Source organism: Arenimonas maotaiensis (assembly GCF_014638745.1).
Lineage (GTDB): Bacteria > Pseudomonadota > Gammaproteobacteria > Xanthomonadales > Xanthomonadaceae > Arenimonas > Arenimonas maotaiensis.
In genome coordinates, this window is sequence record NZ_BMFO01000002.1 from 194,902 (window position 1) to 216,112 (window position 21,211).

The following is a 21,211-nucleotide window of genomic DNA, read 5'->3' on the forward strand; positions in this document are numbered from 1 at the left end:
ATGGCGAACGGGACCTCTGTGACGCAGCAGACTCCCCGCCACCTTCCCGTGATGTGGAAAGAGGTTATGGACGGCCTGCGAGTCAAATCCGACGGATGCTATCTCGACGGCACCTTCGGGCGCGGCGGGCATGCGCGCGGCATCCTCGACCGGCTCGGCCCGGACGGCCGCCTGCTGCTGATGGACAAGGATCCGGACGCCATCGCGCACGCCGAGGCGCACTTCACCGCCGACGCGCGGGTCAGCCTGCACCACGGCTCGTTCGCCGACATGGCGCACTGGCCGGCGGCGGGCGGCGGGCTGGACGGCGTGTTGCTCGACCTGGGCGTGTCTTCGCCGCAGCTGGACGTGGCCGAGCGCGGCTTCAGCTTCCGCCAGGACGGCCCGCTCGACATGCGCATGGACACCAGCCGCGGCCAAAGCGCCGCCGAGTGGCTGGCGCAGGCCTCCGAAAAGGACATCGCCGACGTGCTGTGGCTGTACGGCGAGGAAAAGCTCAGCCGCCGCATCGCGCGCGTGCTGGTCGCCAAGCGCGCCGACACGCCGTTCACCCGCACCGCGCAGTTGGCCGAGTGCATCGCCGGCGTGGTCGGCCGCGGCGACGGCAAGATCCATCCGGCCACCCGCAGCTTCCAGGCCATCCGCATCTACATCAACCGCGAGTTGGCCGACCTCGAAGCCGGCCTGCAGGCCGCGCACGACCTGCTCAAGCCCGGCGGCCGGCTGGCGGTGATCAGCTTCCATTCGCTGGAAGACCGCATCGTCAAGCAGTTCATCGCCAAATGCGCGAAGGCGCCGGCCGGCAACCGCCGCATGCCGGCGGCCGCGCCGTTCCGGCCGACCCTGCACGACGTCTCCGGCGCGCTCAAGGCCGGCGACGACGAGCTGGCCGAAAACCCGCGCGCGCGCAGCGCCGTGCTGCGCGTGGCCGAAAAGGCGGGTACGGCATGAGCCCGCGCCTGTTCGCCCTGGCCGCGTTGATCCTGGCCTGCATCGCCAGCGCCGTCGCCGTGGTGTATTCGCGCCATTCGCACCGCCAGGCCTACATCGAGCTGAGCCGCCTGCAGAAGCAGCGCGACGAATTCAACGTCGAGTTCCGCCGTCTGCAGACCGAGCAGGCCACCGTGTCGGAAAGCGCGCGCATCGTCGGCATCGCCACCGACAAGCTCGGCATGCGTTTCCCGGCCGAGAACGAGATCACGGTGGTGCAGCCATGAGACCGATGCCGCGCGCCGGCCAGCCGCGGGCCCGTCTGGGCCTGATCGTCGGCATCCTGCTGTTCTGCGGCACGGTGGTGGTGGCGCGCGCCGCCTACATGCAGCTGATTGCCGACGACCGCCTGCAGGCCGCCGGCGACGAGCGCTTCCTGCGCGAGGTCACCATCGCCACCACCCGTGGCATGATCACCGACCGCAACGGCGAGCCGTTGGCGGTGTCCAGTCCGGTCGAATCGCTGTGGGTCAATCCCAAGGAACTGCTGGTCGACGCCAAGCGCGTGCCCGAGCTGGCGCGCGCGGTCGGTCTGCCGGTGGACGAATTGACCCTGAAGCTGGCGCAGCGCAAGGACAAGCAGTTCATGTACCTGCGCCGGCACATGAATCCGGACGCGGCCAAGGCCGTGCTCGATCTCGACATTCCCGGCGTGTACAGCAGCCGCGAATTCCGCCGCTTCTATCCGCACCGCGAGGTGATGGCGCAGGTGATCGGCTTCACCAACCTCGACGAGCACGGCATCGAGGGCATGGAGAAGGCTTTCGACGACTGGCTGACCGGCACGCCCGGCAAGCAGAAGATCATCCGCGACCGCCGCGGCCGCGTGGTCGAGAACGTCGACCTGATCCGTCCGGCCGAGAACGGCAAGGACCTGGTGCTGTCGATCGACCGCCGCATCCAGTACCTGGCCTACAGCGAGCTGAAGAAGACCGTGCTGCAGCATCAGGCGCGCTCCGGCACCGCGGTGGTGCTGGACGTGAAGACCGGCGAAGTGCTGGCGATGGTCAACTATCCGTCATACAACCCGAATTCGCGCGAGAACATCCCGCCTTCGCGCCGGCGCAACGCCGCCGTCACCGACGTGCTGGAGCCGGGTTCGACCATGAAGCCGTTCACCGTGGCCGCCGCGCTCGAGAACGGCATCGACCCCGACATCGTGATCCCGACCGGCCCGGGCAAGTACCGCATCGCCAACCGCTACATCTCCGACGTGCACGACTACGGCCCGGTGACCCTGCGCCGGCTGCTGGTGAAGTCGTCCAATATCGGCTCGGCCAAACTGGCCGCGACCATGAGCAACCAGCACATGTACGGCGTGTTCAGCCGCTTCGGCTTCGGCGAGAAGACCGAGTCCGGCTTCCCCGGCGAATCCTCGGCCGTGCTGTCGGCGCCGAACCGCTGGGGTCCGGTCGAGAAGGCCACCATCTCCTATGGCTACGGCCTGTCGGTGACGCCGCTGCAGATCGCGCAGGCCTACGCCACGCTGGCCAACGGCGGCGTGCGCGTCAGCCCGACCTTCATCAAGGGCGCCAAGACCCGGCGCGTGCGGGCGGTCGACGCGCACATCGCCAACGACGTGCTGCGTATGCTGGAGGGCGTGATCGAACCCGGCGGCACCGCCACCCAAGCCGCGATCAAGGGCTACCGCGTGGCCGGCAAGACCGGCACCTCGCGCCGGGCCGTGGCCGGCGGCTACGAGCGACGCTACATCTCGCTGTTCGCCGGCGTGGTGCCGATCGAGAATCCGCGTTTCGCGATGGCGGTGGTGGTGCATGAGCCCTCGGCCGGCGGTTACTACGGCGGCGTGATCTCGGCGCCGGTGTTCCACCACGTGATGGACGGTGCGCTGCGCCTGATGGACGTGCCGCCGGACAACATCGCGCAATGGTATGCCGATGCCGCGCCGGCTAAACCGGCCGCGCCTGTGGCGGCCGAAGAGGATGTGCCGCCGGTGCCGGAGGTGACGCCGTGAGCCGGAGTATGCGCCTGAGCGCGCTGGCCGACGGCCTGTTCGCCGTGCCGGCCGACGCCGACCGCGACATCCGCGGCCTGTGCGCCGATTCGCGCGCCGTCGCCGACGGCGATGCGTTCCTGGCCGTGCCCGGCCTGAGCGCACACGGCCTGAGCTATCTGAATGCCGAACAAGCGGCCAAGGCCGCCGTGGTGTTGTTCGAACCGCCGGCGCCGGCCGGCGCCGCGCCGCCGCCGAACGCGCTGCCGGTGCCGGAACTCAAGCGCCTGCAGGCCGCGCTCGCCGACCGTTTCTACGGCGCGCCGTCGAAAGCGATGACCGTGGTCGGCGTGACCGGCACCAACGGCAAGACCTCCACCGTGCAACTGATCGCGCAGGCCTTCACGCTGCTCGGCCGCGTCGCCGGCACCATCGGTACGCTCGGCACCGGCCTGTACGGACGCCTGCAGGCCGGCGAGCGCACCACGCCGGACGTCATCGCGGTGCACCGCGCGCTCGGCGCCATGCGCGACGACGGCGCCACGCTGGTGGCGATGGAAGTGTCCTCGCACGCGCTCGACCAAGGCCGCGTGGCCGAGGTCGTATTCGACACCGCGGTGTTCAGCAATTTGACCCAGGATCATCTGGATTACCACGGCACCATGGCGGCCTATTTCGAGGCCAAGGCCACGCTGTTCGCCTGGCCCGGCCTGCGCCACGCGGTGATCAACATCGACGACGCCTACGGCCGTGAATTGGCCGGCCGCCTGCCATCCGGCTTGGCCGTGATCCGCACCTCTTCCGCCGGCGCTGCCGTCGCCGACCTGCGCGCCGACGACGTGCGTCTGGGATTGGACGGCATGCGTTTCCGTCTATGCGAAGCCGGCGCCGAAGTCGAGGTCGCTTCGCCCTTGCTCGGCCGCTTCAATGTCGACAACCTGTTGGCGGTGGCCGGCGTGCTGCGCGCCCAGGGCCTGCCCTTGGCCGACGTCGCCGCGCTGCTGGGCCGGCTGGATCCGGTCGGCGGCCGCATGAGCCGCTTGGGCGGCAGCGACGGCAAGCCGCTGGTGGTGGTCGATTACGCGCACACGCCGGACGCCCTGGAACAGGCGCTGAAGACCCTGCGCGGCCACAGCCAAGCGCGGCTGATCTGCGTGTTCGGCTGCGGCGGCGACCGCGACCGCAGCAAACGGCCGCTGATGGCGGCCAGCGTCGAACAATGGGCCGATGCGGTCTGGGTCACCGACGACAATCCGCGCAGCGAGTCGGGCGACGCCATCGTGGCCGAGATCCGCGCCGGATTCCGCGCGCCGGAGCGAGTGTGCGTGCAGCGCGACCGCCGCCGCGCCATCGCCGAGGCCATCGCCGAAGCCGATGCCGGCGACATCGTGCTGATCGCCGGCAAGGGCCACGAGACCTATCAGGAAGTAAACGGCGTGAAGACCCCGTTCGACGACCGTGCCGTGGCCGGCGAATGCCTGCAGGTGGCGGCATGAGGACGCTGATGCTGTCGCAGATCGCGCAGTGGTGCGAAGGCCGCCTGGTCGGCGACGACGTCCCCGTCGCGCGCGTCAGCACCGACAGCCGCGAAGACCTGGCCGGCGCGCTGTTCGTGGCGCTGCGCGGCGAACGCTTCGACGCGCACGAGTTCGCCGATCAGGCCGCCGACAACGGCGCCGCCGCGCTGCTGCTACACAAGCCGGTGCCGACCGCGCTGCCGCACGTCCTGTGCGCCGACACCGAACAGGCGCTGGCCGACATCGCCGCCGGCATCGCCCGCGGCCGCCCGGCGGTGACGCTGGCGCTGACCGGCAGCAACGGCAAGACCTCGGTCAAGACCCTGCTGCACGCCATCCTGCGCGAAGCCGGCCGCGCCTACGTCAATCCCGGCAACCGCAACAACGAGATCGGCCTGCCGCTGGCGGTCATCGACGCGCCGGAAGACGCCGAGTTCGCCATCTACGAAATGGGCGCCGGTAAGCCGGGCGACATCGCCTACCTGTGCAGCGTGGTGACCCCGAACGTGGCGCTGGTCAACAACATCGCGCCGGCCCACATCGAACGCATGGGCTCGCTGCTCGGCATCGCCGAGACCAAGGGCGCCATCTACGAGGCGCTGCCGGACGACGGCATGGCGGTGGTCAACGTCGACGACGCCTTCGCGCCGTATTTCCTGGAGCGCATCGGCCGCCGCGGCGTGCTGCGCTTCGGGCTGGACAACAACGCCGACGTCGGTGCCCGCGCGTTGGCGCTGGACGCCGACGGTTCGCGCTTCGAGCTGGTCAGTCCGGCCGGCCGCGCCGACATCCGCCTGCCGTTCCCCGGCCGGCACAACGTGCTGAACGCGTTGGCCGCCACGGCCATGGCGCTGGCCGCCGGCGCACCGTTCGAGGCCGTGGTCAAAGGCCTGCAGGCCGCGCGTCCGGTCGCCGGCCGGCAGGCCGTGCGCACGCTCGGCAACGGCGCAGTGCTGGTCGACGACAGCTACAACGCCAATCCCGGTTCGGTCGCCGCCGCCATCGCCTCCCTGCGCGAAGCCTGCGCCTTGGACGGCCGCACCGCGGTCTTGGTGCTGGGCGACATGGCCGAACTCGGCCCCGGCGCCGAAGACCTGCACGCCCAGACCGGCGCGTTGGCCAAACAGGCCGGCATCGGCCGCCTGCTGACCTGCGGCCGGCTGAGCGCCGCCGCCGCCGCCGCCTTCGGTGACGGCGCCACCCACTTCACCGACCGCGAGGCGCTGACTGCCGCGCTCGGCGACGGATTGCGGGCCGACCAGCGCGTGCTGGTCAAGGGCTCGCGTTCCAGCCGGATGGATCTCGTGGTCGACGCCCTGACGCAGCGCTTCGGCGCCAAGGAGACCCCGCATGTTGCTTGAACTGGCCCGTTGGCTGCAGGAATTCGCCCGTCTGTTCGCGCTGTTCGACTACATCACCATGCGCGCCATCCTCGGCGCCCTGACCGCGCTGGCGCTGTCGCTGTGGCTGGGCCCGTCGGTGATCGCCCGGCTGTCGCGGCTGAAAGGCGGCCAGCCGATCCGCACCGACGGCCCGCAGTCGCACTTCTCCAAGGCCGGCACGCCGACCATGGGCGGCGCGCTGATCCTGATGACCATCACCCTGTCGACCCTGCTGTGGGCCGACCTGCGCAACCGCTACGTCTGGATCGTGCTGGCGGTGCTGGTCGCCTACGGCCTGATCGGCTGGCTGGACGACTGGATCAAGATCGTGCGGCGCGACCCGAACGGCCTGAAGTCGCGCCATAAATACGCGTTGCAGTCGGTGTTCGGCGCCATCGCCGCGGTGGTGCTGTTCGTCACCGCCGACGCGCCGTCCAACACCACGCTGTACCTGCCGTTGCTGAAGAACGTGGCGGTGCCGCTGGGCGCGCTGTTCATGGTGGTGGCGTATTTCTGGATCGTCGGCTTCTCCAACGCGGTCAACCTGACCGACGGCTTGGACGGCCTGGCCATCATGCCGACCGTGCTGGTCGCCGGCGGCCTGGGCATCTTCGCCTATGCTTCCGGCAACGCGGTGTTCTCCAACTACCTGCAGATCCCGTCGGTGCCGGGCGCCGGCGAGCTGGCCATCGTCTGCGCCGCCATCGCCGGCGCCGGGCTGGGCTTTTTGTGGTTCAACACCTTCCCGGCCATGGTGTTCATGGGCGACATCGGCGCGCTGGCGCTGGGCGCGGCGCTCGGCGCCATCGCGGTGATCGTACGCCAGGAGCTGATCCTGGTGATCATGGGCGGCATCTTCGTGATCGAAACGCTGTCGGTGATGATCCAGGTCGCCTCGTTCAAGCTGACCGGCAAGCGCGTGTTCCGCATGGCGCCGATCCACCATCATTTCGAACTCAAGGGCTGGCCGGAACCGCGCGTGATCGTGCGCTTCTGGATCATCTCGGTCATCCTCGTGCTGGTCGCGCTGGCGACCCTGAAGGTGCGCTGATGGCGGCTCCGCAGGCCACCAAATACCAGGAACTCGGCGGCCGCGTCGACGTGCCGATGCTGTGCGCGATCGGCGTGCTGTTGGCGCTGGGCGTGGTGATGGTGGCCTCCAGCTCGATGTCGTACGCGGTGATGACCGGGCAGGGCGCGTTCTATTACATCAACCGCCATCTGCTGTTCCTGGCCGTCGGCCTGGGCTTGGCCGCGGTCGCGCTGCGTACCGAGATCAAGCAGGTCGAGAAATACGGCTACGTGTTCCTGGGCCTGTGCTTTCTGGCGCTGGTCAGCGTCTGGATTCCCGGCCTGGGCCATTCGGTCAACGGCGCACGCCGCTGGGTGCGCGTCGGCCCGCTCGGCTTCCAGGCGGTGGAGGCGGTCAAGTTGATGTTCATCGTCTGGCTGTCGAGCTACCTGGTGCGCTACCGCGACCAGATCGGCAGCAGCCTGAAGACCCTGCTGAAACCGCTCGGCATCGCCTGCGCGCTGGTGTTCCTGCTGTTGTTGCAGCCGGACTTCGGCTCGTCCGCGCTGCTGCTGGCGATCACCCTGTGCATGGTCTGGCTGGGCGGTGCCAACCAGCGCCACATCGTCGGCCCGGCCATCGTGATGGGCGTCGCCATGGGCTTCATCGCCTGGATGGAGCCGTATCGCGTCAAGCGCCTGACCTCCTTCCTCGATCCGTGGGCCGACCAGTTCGATTCCGGCTTCCAGCTGGTGCAGGCGTTCATCGCCATCGGCCGCGGCGGTCTGGACGGCGTCGGCCTGGGCGGCAGCATCCTGAAACTGGATTACCTGCCGGAAGCGCACACCGACTTCATCTTCTCGGTGTACGCCGAGGAGTTCGGCTTCATCGGCGTCTGCCTGCTGGTGCTGCTGTTCGGCATCCTGACCTGGCGCGCGTTCCGCACCGGCCTGGGCTGTCTGGAGCTGAACCGTCCGTTCGCCGCCTACTGCGCGTTCGGCTTGGGCTTGTGGATCAGCATCCAGGCCACGGTCTCGGTCGGCGTCAACCTCGGCCTGCTGCCGACCAAGGGCCTGACCCTGCCGCTGATCTCCTCCGGCGGCTCCAGCTTGATGATGACCTGCACGGCCATGGGCCTGTTGCTACGCATCAGCTATGAGCTTGACCGCGCCCGCCGCCAACGCGGCGAGCGCACCGATGCGCCGCGGAGCGACGACGCCGGTGTTGCCGCGCGCGACGAAAGCCGCCCGAGCGCCGCGCAAGCGGCCGCCCGCATCGGCGGCCGACGCATCGAACCGAAAGCGGGGGCGCCGGCATGAGCGACGCCCCGCGCGCACCCGTGGTGATCATGGCCGGCGGCACCGGCGGCCACATCTTCCCCGGTCTGGCCGTGGCCGAGGCCCTGCGCGCCCGTGGCGAAACGGTGCTGTGGCTCGGCACCGACGGCGGCATGGAGACGCGCTTGGTGCCGGCGCGCGGTTTCGCGATCGAGACCCTGGCGGTCAAAGGCCTGCGCGGCAAAGGCATCGCAGGCCTGCTGAAAGCGCCGTTGACGGTAGGCAAGGCGGTGCTGAAAGCGCGGTCCCTGATGATGGCGCATCGCCCGGCGGCGGTGATCAGCTTCGGCGGCTATGCCGCCGGCCCGGGCGGTGTGGCGGCTTGGCTATTGGGCCATCCGTTGCTGGTGCATGAGCAGAATTGCGCACCGGGCCTGACCAACCGCCTGCTCGCGCGTCTGGCCGACAAGGTGCTAACCGGTTTCCCGAACAGCTTCGGCAAGGTACCGAACACCATCGTCGGCAATCCGGTGCGGCCGGAAATCAGCGCCTTGCCGCCGCCGGCGCAGCGCCGCCACGACGGCGAGGCGCTGCGGGTGCTGGTGCTCGGCGGCAGCCAGGGTGCACGCGCCTTGAATGCGGTGCTGCCGGCGGTATTCGCCGGGATTCCGCGCCGGCTCGACATCCGCCACCAGTGCGGCGAGAAACTGCTGGACGAAACACGGCAGGCGTATGCGGCCGTCGGCGTCGACGCCTCGCTCGAACCGTTCATCCAGGACATGGCCGCGGCCTATGGCTGGGCCGACGTGGTCATCGGCCGCGCCGGCGCCTTGACCGTGGCCGAGATCTGCGCGGCCGGCGTCGCCGCCTTGCTGGTGCCGCTGCCGACCGCGGTCGACGACCATCAGGCCAAGAACGCCGAATTCCTCAAACAACACGGCGGCGGTCTGTGGTTCCGTCAAGGTCCCGACCTGCCGCAGCGACTCAAGGACGCACTCACGATGTTGGCATCCGATTCCGATAAACGCCTGGCGATGGCCAACGCGGCGCGCGCCGCGGCGTTTCCGCACGCGGCCGAGGACGTGGCCGAGCTGGTCCTGCGCGAGGTGAGGGCATGAAGCGCCATCTGCTGAAAGAGGGCGATCTGGCCCGCGCCTTTCCGCGCGTGCATTTCATCGGCATCGGCGGCTCCGGCATGAGCGGCATCGCCGAGGTCATGGTCACGCTCGGCTACCAGGTCAGCGGTTCCGACCAAAGCGACAGCCAGGCCACGCGCCGGCTGCAGGCCATGGGCGCGACCGTGTTCAAGGGCCACGCCGCCGGCCACATCGAGGGCGCCGACGTGGTGGTGGTGTCCAGCGCCATCAAGGCCGACAATCCCGAGCGTGTGGCCGCGCGCGAAAAGCGCATCCCGATCGTGCCGCGCGCCGAGATGCTGGCCGAGCTGATGCGCTTCAAGCGCGGCATCGCCATCGCCGGCACACACGGCAAGACCACCACCACCTCGCTGACCGCCAGCGTGCTGCGCGAGGGCGGCATGGACCCGACCTTCGTGATCGGCGGCCAGTTGCTGTCGGCCGGCGCCAACGCCCAGCTCGGCTCCGGCCAGTGGCTGGTGGCCGAGGCCGACGAAAGCGACGGCAGTTTCCTGCGCCTGAATCCGCTGGTGGCGGTGGTGACCAACATCGAAGCCGACCATCTGGAGAACTACGGCGGCGATTTCAACCGCGTGCGCCAGGCGTTCTCCGAATTCCTGCACCGCCTGCCGTTCTACGGACTGGCCGTGCTCTGCATCGAAGACGACGAAGTGCGCGCCCTGGCCGACGAGATGCCGCGCCACTGCCTGACCTACGGCTTCCGCGACGCCGCCGACGTGCGCGCCAGCGACGTGCGCCAGCGCGGCGGCCAGATGCATTTCACCCTGCACCTGCCGGACGGCGTGGCGCAGGACATCGCGCTGAACATGCCCGGCCGCCACAACGTGCTGAACGCGCTGGCGGCGGCGGCGGTGGCCTGGCAACTGGGCGTGGCGCCGGCCGCCATCGCCAAGGCCTTGGGCGAATTCCAGGGCGTCGGCCGTCGCTTCAACCTGAAAGGCGAGTTGGCGCTGAAGCAGGGCAGCGCGCTGCTGGTGGACGACTACGGCCACCACCCGAGCGAGCTGGCGGCGGTGTTCGCCGCCGCGCGCGGCGGTTGGCCCGAGCGCCGGCTGGTGGTGGCGTTCCAGCCGCACCGCTATTCGCGCACGCGCGACCTGTTCGACGAGTTCAGCGCCGTGCTGTCGGAAGCCGACGCCGTGGTGCTGACCGACGTGTACGCCGCCGGCGAAGCCCCGATCCTGGGCGCCGACGCCAAGTCGCTGGCGCGCGCCATCCGCGCGCGCGGCCGGCTGGATCCGGTGGTGGCCGGCCCGGCCAAGGCCCTGCCGCAGATCCTGGGCGACGTGCTGAAGGACGGCGATCTGCTGTTGATGATGGGCGCCGGCGATATCGGCGCGGTCGCGAATGAATTGGCCGCCAGCGGCCTGATGTCGGAGCACAAGGCATGAAGACGGTACACGACCCCAAACGTTTCGGCCGGGTGGCCGTGCTGATGGGCGGCAACAGCTCCGAGCGCGAGGTCTCGCTGGATTCGGGCCGCAACGTGTTGGCCGCGCTGCAGGCGCAGGGCGTCGAGGCCTTCGCGGTCGACGGCATCCCGGCGCTGGTCGAGGCCATCCGCGCCGGCGGCGTCGACCGCGTGTTCAACATCCTGCACGGCGGCGACGGCGAGAACGGCGTGCTGCAGGGCCTGCTGCAGGCGATGGACGTGCCGTACACCGGCCCGGGCGTGCTCGGTTCGGCGCTGACCCTGGACAAGATCCGCACCAAGCAGGTGTGGATCGCGGCCGGCCTGCCGACCGCGCGTTTCGTGCGCATCCCGCCCGGCGGCGATCTGGCCGCCGCGGTGCGCGAGCTCGGCCTGCCGGTGTTCGTCAAGCCGTCCACCGAAGGCTCCAGCGTCGGCGTGTTCCGCATCGCCGAGGAATCCGATCTGGCGCCGGCCGTGGCCTTCGCCGCCGATTACGCCGGCGAGCTGCTGGCCGAGCAGATGCTGACCGGCGGCGAGTTCACCGTCGGCGTGCTGGGCGACACGGCGCTGCCGTCGGTGCGCATCGTGCCGGCCGGCGACTGGTACGACTACCACGCCAAGTACGTGGCCGACGACACCCAATACATCTGCCCCGGCCTGGACGGCGAAGACGAAGACGCGATCCGCGCGCTGGCGCTGGCCGGCTTCCGCGCCGCCGGCTGTGACGGCTGGGGCCGCGTCGACATCATGCGCCACGGCGACGGCCGGCTGATGCTGATGGAGGTCAACACCGCGCCCGGCATGACTTCGCATTCGTTGGTGCCGAAGGCCGCCGCGCAGATCGGCATCGACTTCCCGACCGTGTGCTGGCGGGTGCTCGAGTCCAGCCTGGAGGGCGCGCGCCGATGACCGCCTTCCGCCGCCTGCTGCTCGGACTGCTGGTGCTGGCCATCCTGGCCTCGCCGGTGGTGGCCGTGCTCGGCGGCTGGGTCGGCGGCCAGCATTGGCCGATGAAGCGCCTGCAGGTCTCGGCGCCGTTCGAGTTCGTCGGCCAGGCGCCGGTGCGCGCGGCGGTGGCGCGGCATGCGCGCGGCGGTTTTTTCGCGGTCGACCTGAAGGCCATCGAGCGCGAGCTGGAAGCGCTGCCCTGGGTCGAGCGGGTGGAGGTGCGCAAGCAGTGGCCGGATACCTTGGTGGTCAAGTTGCACGAATACCGGCCGCTGGCGGTCTGGAACGGCACGCAGCTGCTGGCCGAGCAGGGCTCGGTGTTCGCCCGGCCCAAGGCCGGATTGCCGGTCTTGCCGGCGTTCAACGGCCATGCCCTGCAGGCGCAGGACATGGTCGCGTTCTACCGCCGCGCGCAGCCGCTGTTCCAGTCGGTCGGGCTCGGCATCCGCGAACTGAGCATCAGCGAGCGCAACGCCTGGCGGATCGTGCTGTCGGACGGTCTGGTGCTCGATATCGGCCGCAACGACGCCGACGCGCGCCTGAACCGCTTCGTGGCGCTACTGCCGAAGATAAAACGCGAGGAGACGCGCCGGCTGGCGCACGCCGACCTGCGCTACACCAACGGCTTCGCCCTGACCTGGAAACCGGCGCCGGCACCGGCCGCCGCTTCGAACCCAACGGAAGACATCCGCATATGACCCGCAAAAGCGACAAATCCCTGATCGTCGGCCTCGACATCGGCACCTCCAAGGTCACCGCCCTGGTCGGCGAGTACTCCCACGAGCTCGACGAGATCGAAGTCATCGGCCTCGGCACCCACGATTCGCGCGGCATGCGCCGCGGCGTGGTGGTCGACATCGAGTCGACCGTCGAGTCGATCAAGGGCGCCATCGAGGAGGCCGAGGTGATGGCCGGTTGCGAGATCCGCTCGGTGTACGCCTCGATCTCCGGATCGCATACCGAATGCCGGCGTTCGTCCGGCATCTCGCCGGTGGCCGGCGGCGAAGTGCAGTACCACGACCTCGACCAGGCGCTGCAGGCCGCCAAGGTGGTGGCGATCTCCTCCGACCAGCGCATCATCCACGCCATCCCGCAGGAATACATCCTCGACAACTTCCAGGAGGGCGTGCGCAATCCGGTCGGCATGTCGGCCGTGCGCCTGGAGCTGCACGCGCTGCTGATCACCGCCGCCACCTCGGCCGCCGCCAACATCGAGAAGTGCATCAGCCGCTGCGGCCTGCAGGTCGACGGCCTGGTGCTGTCCTCGCTGGCGTCCTCGCACGCGGTGCTGAGCGCCGACGAGAAGGAGTCCGGCGTGGTGCTGGTCGACATGGGCGCCGGCACCACCGACATCGCGGTCTACGCCGGCGGCTACATCCGGCACACCGCCTCGCTGCCGATCGGTGGCGATCAGGTCACCAACGACATCGCGCACCTGCTGCGTACCTCCACGCCCGACGCCGAACAGCTGAAGGTCCGCTATGCCTGCGCGCTGGCGCAGCTGACCCGCGCCGACGAATCGATCCAGGTGCCGGGCGTGGGCGGCCGCGCGCCGCGCCGGATGACCCGCCAAAGCCTGGCCGAGGCGGTGCAGAGCCGCTACGAGGAGATCTTCGAGATGGTGCACGCCGAGCTGCGCCGTTCCGGTTTCGAGGAGTTCGTGCGCGCCGGGCTGGTGCTGACCGGCGGCGCCGCCCGCATGGAAGGCGTGGTCGAGCTGGCCGAGGAGATGCTGCACATGCCGGTGCGCGAGGGCGTGCCGCAGCACATCCAGGGCCTCGGCGAAGTGGTCGGCAATCCGACCTTCGCCACCGCGGTCGGCCTGATGCAGTGGGGCCGGCTGAACGACAACCCGCGCCGTCCGGGCTTCCGCGGCGGCAATGCGGTCGGCGGTTGGCTGGGCAAGCTCGGCCGGATCATCAAAGGCGAATTGTAAGAGTGCGGTAACAGGGCGGTAAACAGCGGTACAGGGCGTTTCCGGTTTTTCATACATAAAACAAAGAGGACAGAACCATGGCATATTTCGAATTAGTTGAGCAGGCCGCACCCAATGCGGTAATCAAGGTGGTCGGCGTCGGCGGCGGCGGTGGCAACGCCGTGGCGCACATGGTGAATTCCGGCGTCGAAGGCGTCGAATTCATCACCGCCAACACCGACGCGCAGGCGATCAAGCAGTGCGGCGCCAAGACCCAGTTGCAGCTGGGCGCCAACGTCACCAAGGGCCTGGGCGCCGGCGCCAATCCGGAAGTGGGCCGCCAGGCCGCGCTCGAGGACCGCGAGACCATCATCCGCGCGCTGGACGGCGCCGACATGGTGTTCATCACCGCCGGTATGGGCGGCGGCACCGGCACCGGCGCCGCGCCGGTGGTGGCGCAGGTCGCCAAGGAGCTGGGCATCCTGACCGTGGCGGTGATCACCAAGCCGTTCCCGTTCGAGGGCCGCCGCCGGATGCAGACCGCGCTGCAGGGCATCGAGGAGCTGGCCAAGCACTGCGACTCGCTGATCACCGTGCCGAACGAGAAGCTGATCACCGTGCTCGGCCGCGACGCCACCATGATCAGCGCCTTCAAGGCCGCCAACGACGTGCTGCTGGGCGCCGTGCAGGGCATCGCCGACCTGATCACCCGTCCGGGCATCATCAACGTCGACTTCGCCGACGTGCGCACCGTGATGAGCGAGATGGGCCTGGCCATGATGGGCTCCGGCATCGCCCGCGGCGACGACCGCGCCCAGGCCGCCGCCCAAGCCGCGGTCAACAATCCGCTGCTGGATGAGGTCAACCTGCAGGGCGCCAACGGCGTGCTGGTCAACATCACCGCCGGTCCGAACTTCACCATGCGCGAATTCGACGAGGTCGGCAGCACCATCGAAGCCTTCGCCTCGGAAGACGCCACCGTGGTGGTCGGCACCGTGCTGGACGCCAACATGGGCGACGAAGTGCGCGTGACCGTGGTCGCCACCGGCCTGAACCAGGCCCGCGCCCGCGCCCAGGTCCGCCCGGAGCTGGTCAAGACCGAACCGCGCTGGCAGCAGGCCACCGGCACCGACGGCCCGTTGCCGTTCGATCCGGTCAGCCCGCCGGGCCTGTCGGCCGGCGGCATCTCGGCCAACCTGCGCCGCGGCAGCCGGACCGAGCCGACCGTGGGCGGCCCGAGCACCGCGTTGAACGACATGGCCGGTTCGGCCGGCCAGAGCTACCTCGACATCCCGTCGTTCCTGCGCCGCCAAGCGGACTGAAGCGGCGACCGCGTCACTCCGGGGCCGTCGTCCTTGCGGTCCCGGACCGAACTTGGCCCGCCGGTCCGCCGGCGGGTCCTTCTTCGCCAACGCGGGGATTTTGCTTTACAATGACCGACCGCCATAAGCGTAATGAATTCAAGCACAAGGCGGCTGCGTTTACATTCCATACACCGTCGGATGCGTAAAATCCCGTCATGATCAAGCAACGCACATTGAAGAATGTCATCCGCGCCACCGGCGTGGGCTTGCATAGCGGCGAAAAGGTGTTCATGACCCTGCGTCCGGCCGCCGCCAACACCGGCATCGTGTTCCGCCGCATCGACCTGCCGACCCCGGTCGAGGTCAAGGCCCAGGCCCATCTGGTCGGCCAGACCCAGCTGTGCACCGTGCTGGTCGACGAAAACCAGGTCAAGATCAAGACCACCGAACACCTGTTGGCCGCCCTGGCCGGTCTCGGCGTCGACAACGCCTACATCGACCTGTCCTCGGAAGAAGTGCCGATCATGGACGGCTCCGCCGGTCCGTTCGTGTTCCTGATCCAGTCGGCCGGCATCGAAGAGCAGAACGCGCCCAAGCGCTTCATCCGCATCAAGAAGACCCTGCAGGTCACCGACGGCGACAAATGGGCCCGCTTCGAGCCCTACGAGGGCTTCAAGGTCGGCTTCACCATCGATTTCAAGCATCCGGCCTTCAAGAAATCGGCGTCCAACGCCGAAATCGACTTCTCCACCACCTCCTTCGTCAAGGAAGTCAGCCGCGCCCGCACCTTCGGCTTCATGAAGGACATCGAGTACATGCGCGACCGCAACCTGGCCCTGGGCGGCAGCCTGGACAACGCCATCGTGCTGGACGACTACCGGGTGGTGAACGAGGACGGCCTGCGTTTCGACGACGAGTTCGTCAAGCACAAGATCCTGGACGCCATCGGCGACCTGTACCTGATGGGCCATAGCCTGATCGGGGCCTACTACGCCTATAAATCGGGCCATGGGCTGAACAACCAACTGCTCCGCGCCCTGATCGCCGACCGCGACGCCTGGGAAGAGGTGGTGTTCGAAGATCCGGCCGAAGCGCCCATCTCGTATGTGAACCCGGTCGCAGTTGCCTGAGTCCGGCTTTAAGAAATCATACGAAAAATCAGGCATTTAACCTGAATTTAACTACCCCTTAACCCTTTGTTTCGGGTTTTCCCCCACAATTGTCCGGTCATCGATCGTCCCCCGGCTGAAAGGCCAGGTCGATCGTAATCCGGATTTCACGGGCAGGAAGCCCGAGGGCGTTGGCGTGGTCGAGGATTTCCCGGCTGTGCAGGCGCAATTTGTTCTTCCAGACCGGATTGGACACCTGAAAAACCAGCCTGCCTTCGCGCCATGCCCCCAAGCGGCACTGCTTGGCCAGGGCCTCGGGCAGGTTCCGACGCAGTAAACGGTCCAGCGACGCCAGTTCACCGGCGCGCGCGACCAAGGCCGCAAGGCCCGTCTGTTCCAGCGCTTGCAGCGCGGAACGCTCGGGTTTGAATGGCTTGTCTGCGCCCATGATTTCCAGAGATGGTTCGATGCTCAACGTCATTCTAGTTTCAAAACACCTGAAAGCACCGAAAAAAATCAATCTGGCCGAGCGCCGCACCGCGGCGACGTTCGCCGGCGCGGCCGTGCTCCTGCTGTCGGCCGTGTTCGGCCTGGGGTTCGCCGCCAACTCGGTGTTCGGCAACCTGCAGGTGGCGCAGCTGAAGAGCCGCGTGGCCGAGCAGGACCGGCTGATCGCCGAGCTGCGCGCCGACAACCAGCGCGACATGAACGCCATGGCCCTGCGCCTGGCCGAGCTGCAGGCCCAGGCCAACCGCCTGAACGCGCTTGGCATCCGCCTGACCCGCGACAGCAAGCTCAGCGGCGGCGAATTCAATTTCGAGCGTGTGCCCGGCGCCGGCGGCGATGAAACCGCCGAAGACGTCAGCGCGGCCGAGCTGAAGGCCTCGCTGAAGCAGGTCTCGGCCGAGTTCGAGGCCTCGTCCCAGCAGCTGTCGGTGCTGGAGTCGATGCTGTTCGAGCAGGAACTGGAGCTGAAATCGCAGCCGACCACCCGCCCGAGCGACGGTTTCGTGACCTCCGGCTTCGGGTATCGCATGCATCCGATCCTGGGCGGCCGCGCCCACCACAACGGCATCGACTTCGACGCCAACACCGGCGACCCGGTGCGCTCGGCCGGCAACGGCTTGGTCAAATACGCCGGCTGGAAGAACGGCTTCGGCAACGTGGTCGAAATCGACCACCAGAACGGTTACGTCACCGTGTATGCCCACAACTCGGCGTTCACCGTGAAGGAAGGCGACGTGGTGCGCGCCGGCCAGATGGTGGCCAAGGCCGGCTCGACCGGCCGCTCGACCGGCCCGCACGTGCACTTCGAAGTCCACAAGGACGGCCGCGCGGTCAATCCGCGCGCGTTTCTCGACGCCAGCGGCTGGGCCGACAGGGCCAAGTAAGCGGTCTTGATATCGGAAAATCCGCCCACAGGTTAAAATACACGGCTATCCCCCCGGATGGCCGTTGTCATTTGCGGCCCCCGAGGCCCGAGTCCCGCCCGCGCGGGCCCCTCCTCCCACCGGTTCAACCATGCTCAATCAATTGCTTACCAAACTTTTCGGCAGCCGCAACGAGCGCGTCCTGCGCCAGTACCAGAAGAGCGTGCAGCGCATCAACCAGTTGGAAGAGGGGCTGAAGTCGCTCGATGACGAGTCCCTGAAAGCCAAGACCGCCGAATTCAAGCAGCGCGTCGCCGCCGGCGAGAGCTTGGACCAGATCCTGCCGGAGGCCTTCGCGGTCTGCCGCGAGGCCTCGGTGCGTGCGCTCGGCCTGCGCCACTACGACGTGCAGCTGATCGGCGGCATGGTGCTGCACTCGGGCCGCATCGCGGAAATGCGCACCGGCGAGGGCAAGACCCTGGTCGCCACCTTGGCGGTGTACCTGAACGCGCTGTCCGGCAAGGGCGTGCATGTGGTCACCGTCAACGACTACCTGGCCCGCCGCGACGCCGCGGTGATGGGCAAGCTGTACAACTTCCTCGGCCTGAGCGTGGGCGTGGTGGTGCCGGGCATGCCGCACCACGACAAAAAGGCCGCCTACGCCGCCGACATCACCTACGGCACCAACAACGAATACGGCTTCGACTACCTGCGCGACAACATGGCCGGCCACAAGGACGAGCGCTTCCAGCGCGGCCTGAACTTCGCCATCGTCGACGAGGTAGACTCGATCCTGATCGACGAGGCGCGCACGCCGCTGATCATCTCCGGTCCCGCCGACGAGTCGCCGGAACTGTACCTCAAGGTCAACCGCATCGTGCCCAAGCTGGTCCGCCAGGAGAAAGAGGACGGCGAGGGCGACTATTGGGTCGACGAGAAATCCAAGCAGGTGCACCTGTCGGAAGCCGGCATGGAGCACGCCGAGGACATCCTGCGCGAAGCCGGCATCCTGGCCGAGGACGACGGCCTGTACTCCGGCCATAACCTGTCGGTGGTGCACCACCTGAACGCCGCCCTGCGCGCGCACGCGCTGTACCAGCGCGACGTCGACTACATCGTGCGCGACGGCGAAGTCATCATCGTCGACGAGTTCACCGGTCGCACCCTGGCCGGCCGTCGCTGGTCGGACGGCCTGCACCAGGCGGTGGAGGCCAAGGAAGGCGTGCCGATCCAGCGCGAGAACCAGACGCTGGCCAGCATCACCTTCCAGAATTATTTCCGCATGTACGGCAAGCTGGCCGGCATGACCGGCACCGCCGACACCGAAGCCTACGAGTTCCAGAACATCTACGGCCTGGAAGTGGTGGTGATCCCGACCCACCGCCCGATGATCCGCAAGGACGATCCGGATCTGGTGTACCTGACCCGCGAAGCCAAGTTCAAGGCCGTGGTCAAGGACATCCAGCGCTGCTTCGACGCCGGCCAACCGGTGCTGGTCGGCACCACCTCGATCGAGACCTCCGAACTGCTGGCCGGCGAGCTGCGCAAGGCCGGCATCCCGCACGAGGTGCTGAACGCCAAACAGCACGAGCGCGAAGCGCACATCGTGGCCAACGCCGGCGCGCCGAAGGCGGTCACCATCGCCACCAACATGGCCGGCCGCGGCACCGACATCGTGCTCGGCGGCAGTCTGGAGGCCGAATTGCAGGCGCTCGGCGAGGACGCCGACGAGGCCGCCAAGGCGGCGGCCAAGTCCGCCTGGCAGCAGCGCCACGAGCAGGTGCTGGCCTCCGGCGGCCTGCACATCATCGGCACCGAGCGCCACGAATCGCGCCGCATCGACAACCAGCTGCGCGGCCGCTCGGGCCGCCAGGGCGACCCGGGTTCCTCGCGCTTCTACCTGTCGCTGGAAGACAACCTGATGCGCATCTTCGCCGCCGATTGGGTGCAGACCGCGATGCGCCGCATGGGCATGAAGGAGGACGAGGTCATCGAGTCCGGCCTGGTCTCGCGCCAGATCCAGAACGCCCAGCGCAAGGTCGAGGCGCACAACTTCGACATGCGCAAGAACCTGCTGGAGTACGACGACGTCGCCAACGACCAGCGCAAGGTCATCTACCAGCAGCGCAACGAGCTGCTGGAGGCCGACGACGTGGCCGAGACCGTGGCCGCCATCCGCGAGGACGTCATCGAGGAGCAGGTGCGCAAGTTCGTGCCGCGCGATTCGATCGACGAACAGTGGGACCTGACCGGCCTCGAGCGCGTCCTGCTCGAGCAGTTCTCGGTCGCCGTCGACCTGCGCGCGCTGGCCGCCGGCAGCGAGGAGCTGGACGACGCCGCGCTCGCCGCCGCGGTGCAGGAGCGCGTCGCCGCCCATTTCGCCGCCAAGGAAGCCGACATCGGCGCCGAGACCGCGCGCCAGATCGAGAAGCTGATCATGCTGAACGTGCTCGACCAGGCCTGGAAGGAGCATCTGGCGCGCATGGATTACCTGCGCCAGGGCATCCACCTGCGCGGCTACGCGCAGAAGCAGCCCAAGCAGGAATACAAGCGCGAGAGCTTCGAGCTGTTCAGCGAGATGCTGGACAAGGTCAAGTTCGACGTCACCTCGATGCTGGCGCGCGTGCGCGTGCGCGACGAGGACGATGCGGCCGCGATGGAGGCCGAAGACCGCCGCCGCCACGAGCAGCAGGCCAGCCAGATGGCGTTCCAGCATCCGGGCGTCGGCAACACCGGCCCGGACGAGGAGCTGGCCGACATGGGCGTGGTGCACGTGGACGGCCCCAAGGTCGGCCGTAACGACCCCTGTCCGTGCGGCAGCGGCAAGAAATTCAAACAATGTCACGGACGTTTAGGCTGATGCGCAGATCCCCCCTCGACACCCCCCGAATCGTTCCCGTCGCCGCCGGCGTGCTCACCGATGCCAGCGGCCGCGTATTGCTCGCCCGCCGCACCAGCGGACGCGATCTGGCCGGCGCCTGGGAGTTCCCGGGCGGCAAGGTCGAGCGCAACGAAAGCCCGGAAGCGGCGCTCAAGCGCGAACTGAAGGAAGAGCTCGGCATCGACGTGTTGGCCACCGAGCCGTTGATGTCGGTGCCGCAGCACCACGGCAGCAAGGCCATCAAACTCGACGTGTTCCGCGTCACCAAGTACGCCGGCCAGCCGCGCGGCATGGAGAACCAGGCCTTGGCCTGGGTGCCGAACGGCAAGCTGACCTCGTATCCGATGCCGCCGGCCGACCTGCCGGTGGTGGCGGCTTTGCAGAAACCGGCGCACTACCTGATCACCCCCGAGCCGACCACCGACACCACCCGCTTCCTGCGCGAGTTGGACGCGGCGCTCTCGCGCGGCCACCGTCTGGTGCAGCTGCGCGCCAAGACCTGGCAGGAGAAGCCGCTGAAGGCCCTGCTCACGCTCACCGTGGCGCTGTGCAAGAAGCACAAGGCGCAGCTGCTGATCAACGGCCAACTCGGCTTGGCGCACGATTTCGACGTCGGTCTGCATCTGACCAGCGAGCAGCTGATGGGCCTGCACGCCCGCCCGCTGGCGGCGCGCCTGCCGGTCTCGGCCTCCTGCCACAACCTCGAGCAGCTCAAGCACGCGCAGGCGCTCGGCCTGGATTTCGTGGTTTTGGGTTCGGTCAACAAGACCGCCAGCCATCCCGATGTGGCACCGATGGGCTGGAAGGCCTGGCAGGAGATGCGCGCGGAAGTGTCCTTGCCGATCTTCGCCATCGGCGGCCTGGGGCCGGACGATGTGGCGACGGCCCGCCAACACGGCGCGCAGGGCGTGGCCGGCATCCGCGCGTTCTGGCCCAGTCTGGGCTGAGCCGCGGTTCTTGCCTTATCCGAAAAGGCGGCCG

General features: G+C 68.5%; 18 protein-coding genes. 17 read left to right on the plus strand and 1 reads right to left on the minus strand.

Translation table 11 applies throughout. The features are described 5' to 3' along the window. From rsmH to lpxC, 14 genes are all read left to right on the plus strand, one after another. Positions 1 to 951: a 16S rRNA (cytosine(1402)-N(4))-methyltransferase RsmH gene (rsmH, locus tag IEV56_RS04935; protein ID WP_188448382.1), complete on the plus strand. Its 951-nt coding sequence runs from the start codon at positions 1 to 3 to the stop codon at positions 949 to 951. Beyond that, the gene (ftsL, locus tag IEV56_RS04940) at positions 948 to 1,217 is read left to right on the plus strand and encodes a cell division protein FtsL (RefSeq protein WP_188448384.1); all 270 of its coding nucleotides are present in this window, start codon (positions 948 to 950) and stop codon (positions 1,215 to 1,217) included. The genes rsmH and ftsL overlap by 4 nt, the downstream gene beginning before the upstream one ends. After that, on the plus strand, positions 1,214 to 2,965 hold the full coding sequence (locus IEV56_RS04945; RefSeq protein ID WP_188448386.1) for a peptidoglycan D,D-transpeptidase FtsI family protein: 1,752 nt from the start codon (positions 1,214 to 1,216) through the stop codon (positions 2,963 to 2,965). Before ftsL ends, IEV56_RS04945 begins: the two co-directional genes overlap by 4 nt. Continuing rightward, entirely contained in the window at positions 2,962 to 4,440 is a 1,479-nt protein-coding gene (locus IEV56_RS04950; RefSeq protein ID WP_425488562.1) for a UDP-N-acetylmuramoyl-L-alanyl-D-glutamate--2,6-diaminopimelate ligase, read from the plus strand. The genes IEV56_RS04945 and IEV56_RS04950 overlap by 4 nt, the downstream gene beginning before the upstream one ends. Then, complete coding sequence (locus tag IEV56_RS04955; RefSeq protein WP_188448388.1) at positions 4,437 to 5,822, plus strand: UDP-N-acetylmuramoyl-tripeptide--D-alanyl-D-alanine ligase; 1,386 nt, start codon at positions 4,437 to 4,439, stop codon at positions 5,820 to 5,822. Before IEV56_RS04950 ends, IEV56_RS04955 begins: the two co-directional genes overlap by 4 nt. Continuing rightward, the gene (mraY, locus tag IEV56_RS04960; RefSeq protein ID WP_188448390.1) at positions 5,812 to 6,894 is read left to right on the plus strand and encodes a phospho-N-acetylmuramoyl-pentapeptide-transferase; all 1,083 of its coding nucleotides are present in this window, start codon (positions 5,812 to 5,814) and stop codon (positions 6,892 to 6,894) included. The genes IEV56_RS04955 and mraY overlap by 11 nt, the downstream gene beginning before the upstream one ends. Next, on the plus strand, positions 6,894 to 8,174 hold the full coding sequence (gene ftsW, locus IEV56_RS04965) for a putative lipid II flippase FtsW (RefSeq protein WP_188448392.1): 1,281 nt from the start codon (positions 6,894 to 6,896) through the stop codon (positions 8,172 to 8,174). Before mraY ends, ftsW begins: the two co-directional genes overlap by 1 nt. Further along, complete coding sequence (gene murG / locus IEV56_RS04970) at positions 8,171 to 9,250, plus strand: undecaprenyldiphospho-muramoylpentapeptide beta-N-acetylglucosaminyltransferase (protein ID WP_188448394.1); 1,080 nt, start codon at positions 8,171 to 8,173, stop codon at positions 9,248 to 9,250. Before ftsW ends, murG begins: the two co-directional genes overlap by 4 nt. Further along, a complete protein-coding gene (murC, locus tag IEV56_RS04975) occupies positions 9,247 to 10,680 on the plus strand; it encodes a UDP-N-acetylmuramate--L-alanine ligase (RefSeq protein ID WP_188448395.1) in 1,434 nt (477 codons plus the stop codon). Before murG ends, murC begins: the two co-directional genes overlap by 4 nt. Continuing rightward, positions 10,677 to 11,612: a D-alanine--D-alanine ligase gene (locus IEV56_RS04980; protein ID WP_188448397.1), complete on the plus strand. Its 936-nt coding sequence runs from the start codon at positions 10,677 to 10,679 to the stop codon at positions 11,610 to 11,612. The genes murC and IEV56_RS04980 overlap by 4 nt, the downstream gene beginning before the upstream one ends. Continuing rightward, positions 11,609 to 12,349 (plus strand): cell division protein FtsQ/DivIB, encoded by a 741-nt coding sequence (locus tag IEV56_RS04985; RefSeq protein ID WP_188448400.1) that lies wholly within the window; start codon positions 11,609 to 11,611, stop codon positions 12,347 to 12,349. The genes IEV56_RS04980 and IEV56_RS04985 overlap by 4 nt, the downstream gene beginning before the upstream one ends. Further along, complete coding sequence (gene ftsA / locus IEV56_RS04990; protein ID WP_188448402.1) at positions 12,346 to 13,587, plus strand: cell division protein FtsA; 1,242 nt, start codon at positions 12,346 to 12,348, stop codon at positions 13,585 to 13,587. Before IEV56_RS04985 ends, ftsA begins: the two co-directional genes overlap by 4 nt. A gap of 77 nt (positions 13,588 to 13,664) precedes the next feature. Then, positions 13,665 to 14,888, plus strand: a complete 1,224-nt coding sequence (ftsZ, locus tag IEV56_RS04995) for a cell division protein FtsZ (protein ID WP_188448404.1) — start codon at positions 13,665 to 13,667, stop codon at positions 14,886 to 14,888. Between the two features lie 197 nt (positions 14,889 to 15,085). Beyond that, entirely contained in the window at positions 15,086 to 16,000 is a 915-nt protein-coding gene (gene lpxC / locus IEV56_RS05000) for a UDP-3-O-acyl-N-acetylglucosamine deacetylase (protein ID WP_188448406.1), read from the plus strand. 97 nt (positions 16,001 to 16,097) lie between these two features. Here the strand turns inward: lpxC and IEV56_RS05005 are convergent, their stop codons facing one another. After that, positions 16,098 to 16,460 (minus strand): DciA family protein, encoded by a 363-nt coding sequence (locus IEV56_RS05005; protein WP_188448408.1) that lies wholly within the window; start codon positions 16,458 to 16,460, stop codon positions 16,098 to 16,100. Between IEV56_RS05005 and IEV56_RS05010 the strand changes: the two genes are divergently transcribed. The 3 genes from IEV56_RS05010 to IEV56_RS05020 all read left to right on the plus strand — a co-directional run bounded on the left by IEV56_RS05010 (position 16,447) and on the right by IEV56_RS05020 (position 21,177). Then, positions 16,447 to 17,370: a M23 family metallopeptidase gene (locus IEV56_RS05010; RefSeq protein ID WP_229730189.1), complete on the plus strand. Its 924-nt coding sequence runs from the start codon at positions 16,447 to 16,449 to the stop codon at positions 17,368 to 17,370. The two genes, IEV56_RS05005 and IEV56_RS05010, sit on opposite strands and share 14 nt — an antisense overlap. A gap of 130 nt (positions 17,371 to 17,500) precedes the next feature. Then, on the plus strand, positions 17,501 to 20,209 hold the full coding sequence (gene secA / locus IEV56_RS05015; RefSeq protein WP_188448410.1) for a preprotein translocase subunit SecA: 2,709 nt from the start codon (positions 17,501 to 17,503) through the stop codon (positions 20,207 to 20,209). Then, a complete protein-coding gene (locus IEV56_RS05020) occupies positions 20,209 to 21,177 on the plus strand; it encodes a Nudix family hydrolase (protein ID WP_188448412.1) in 969 nt (322 codons plus the stop codon). The genes secA and IEV56_RS05020 overlap by 1 nt, the downstream gene beginning before the upstream one ends. The last annotated feature ends 34 nt before the right edge of the window (positions 21,178 to 21,211 follow it).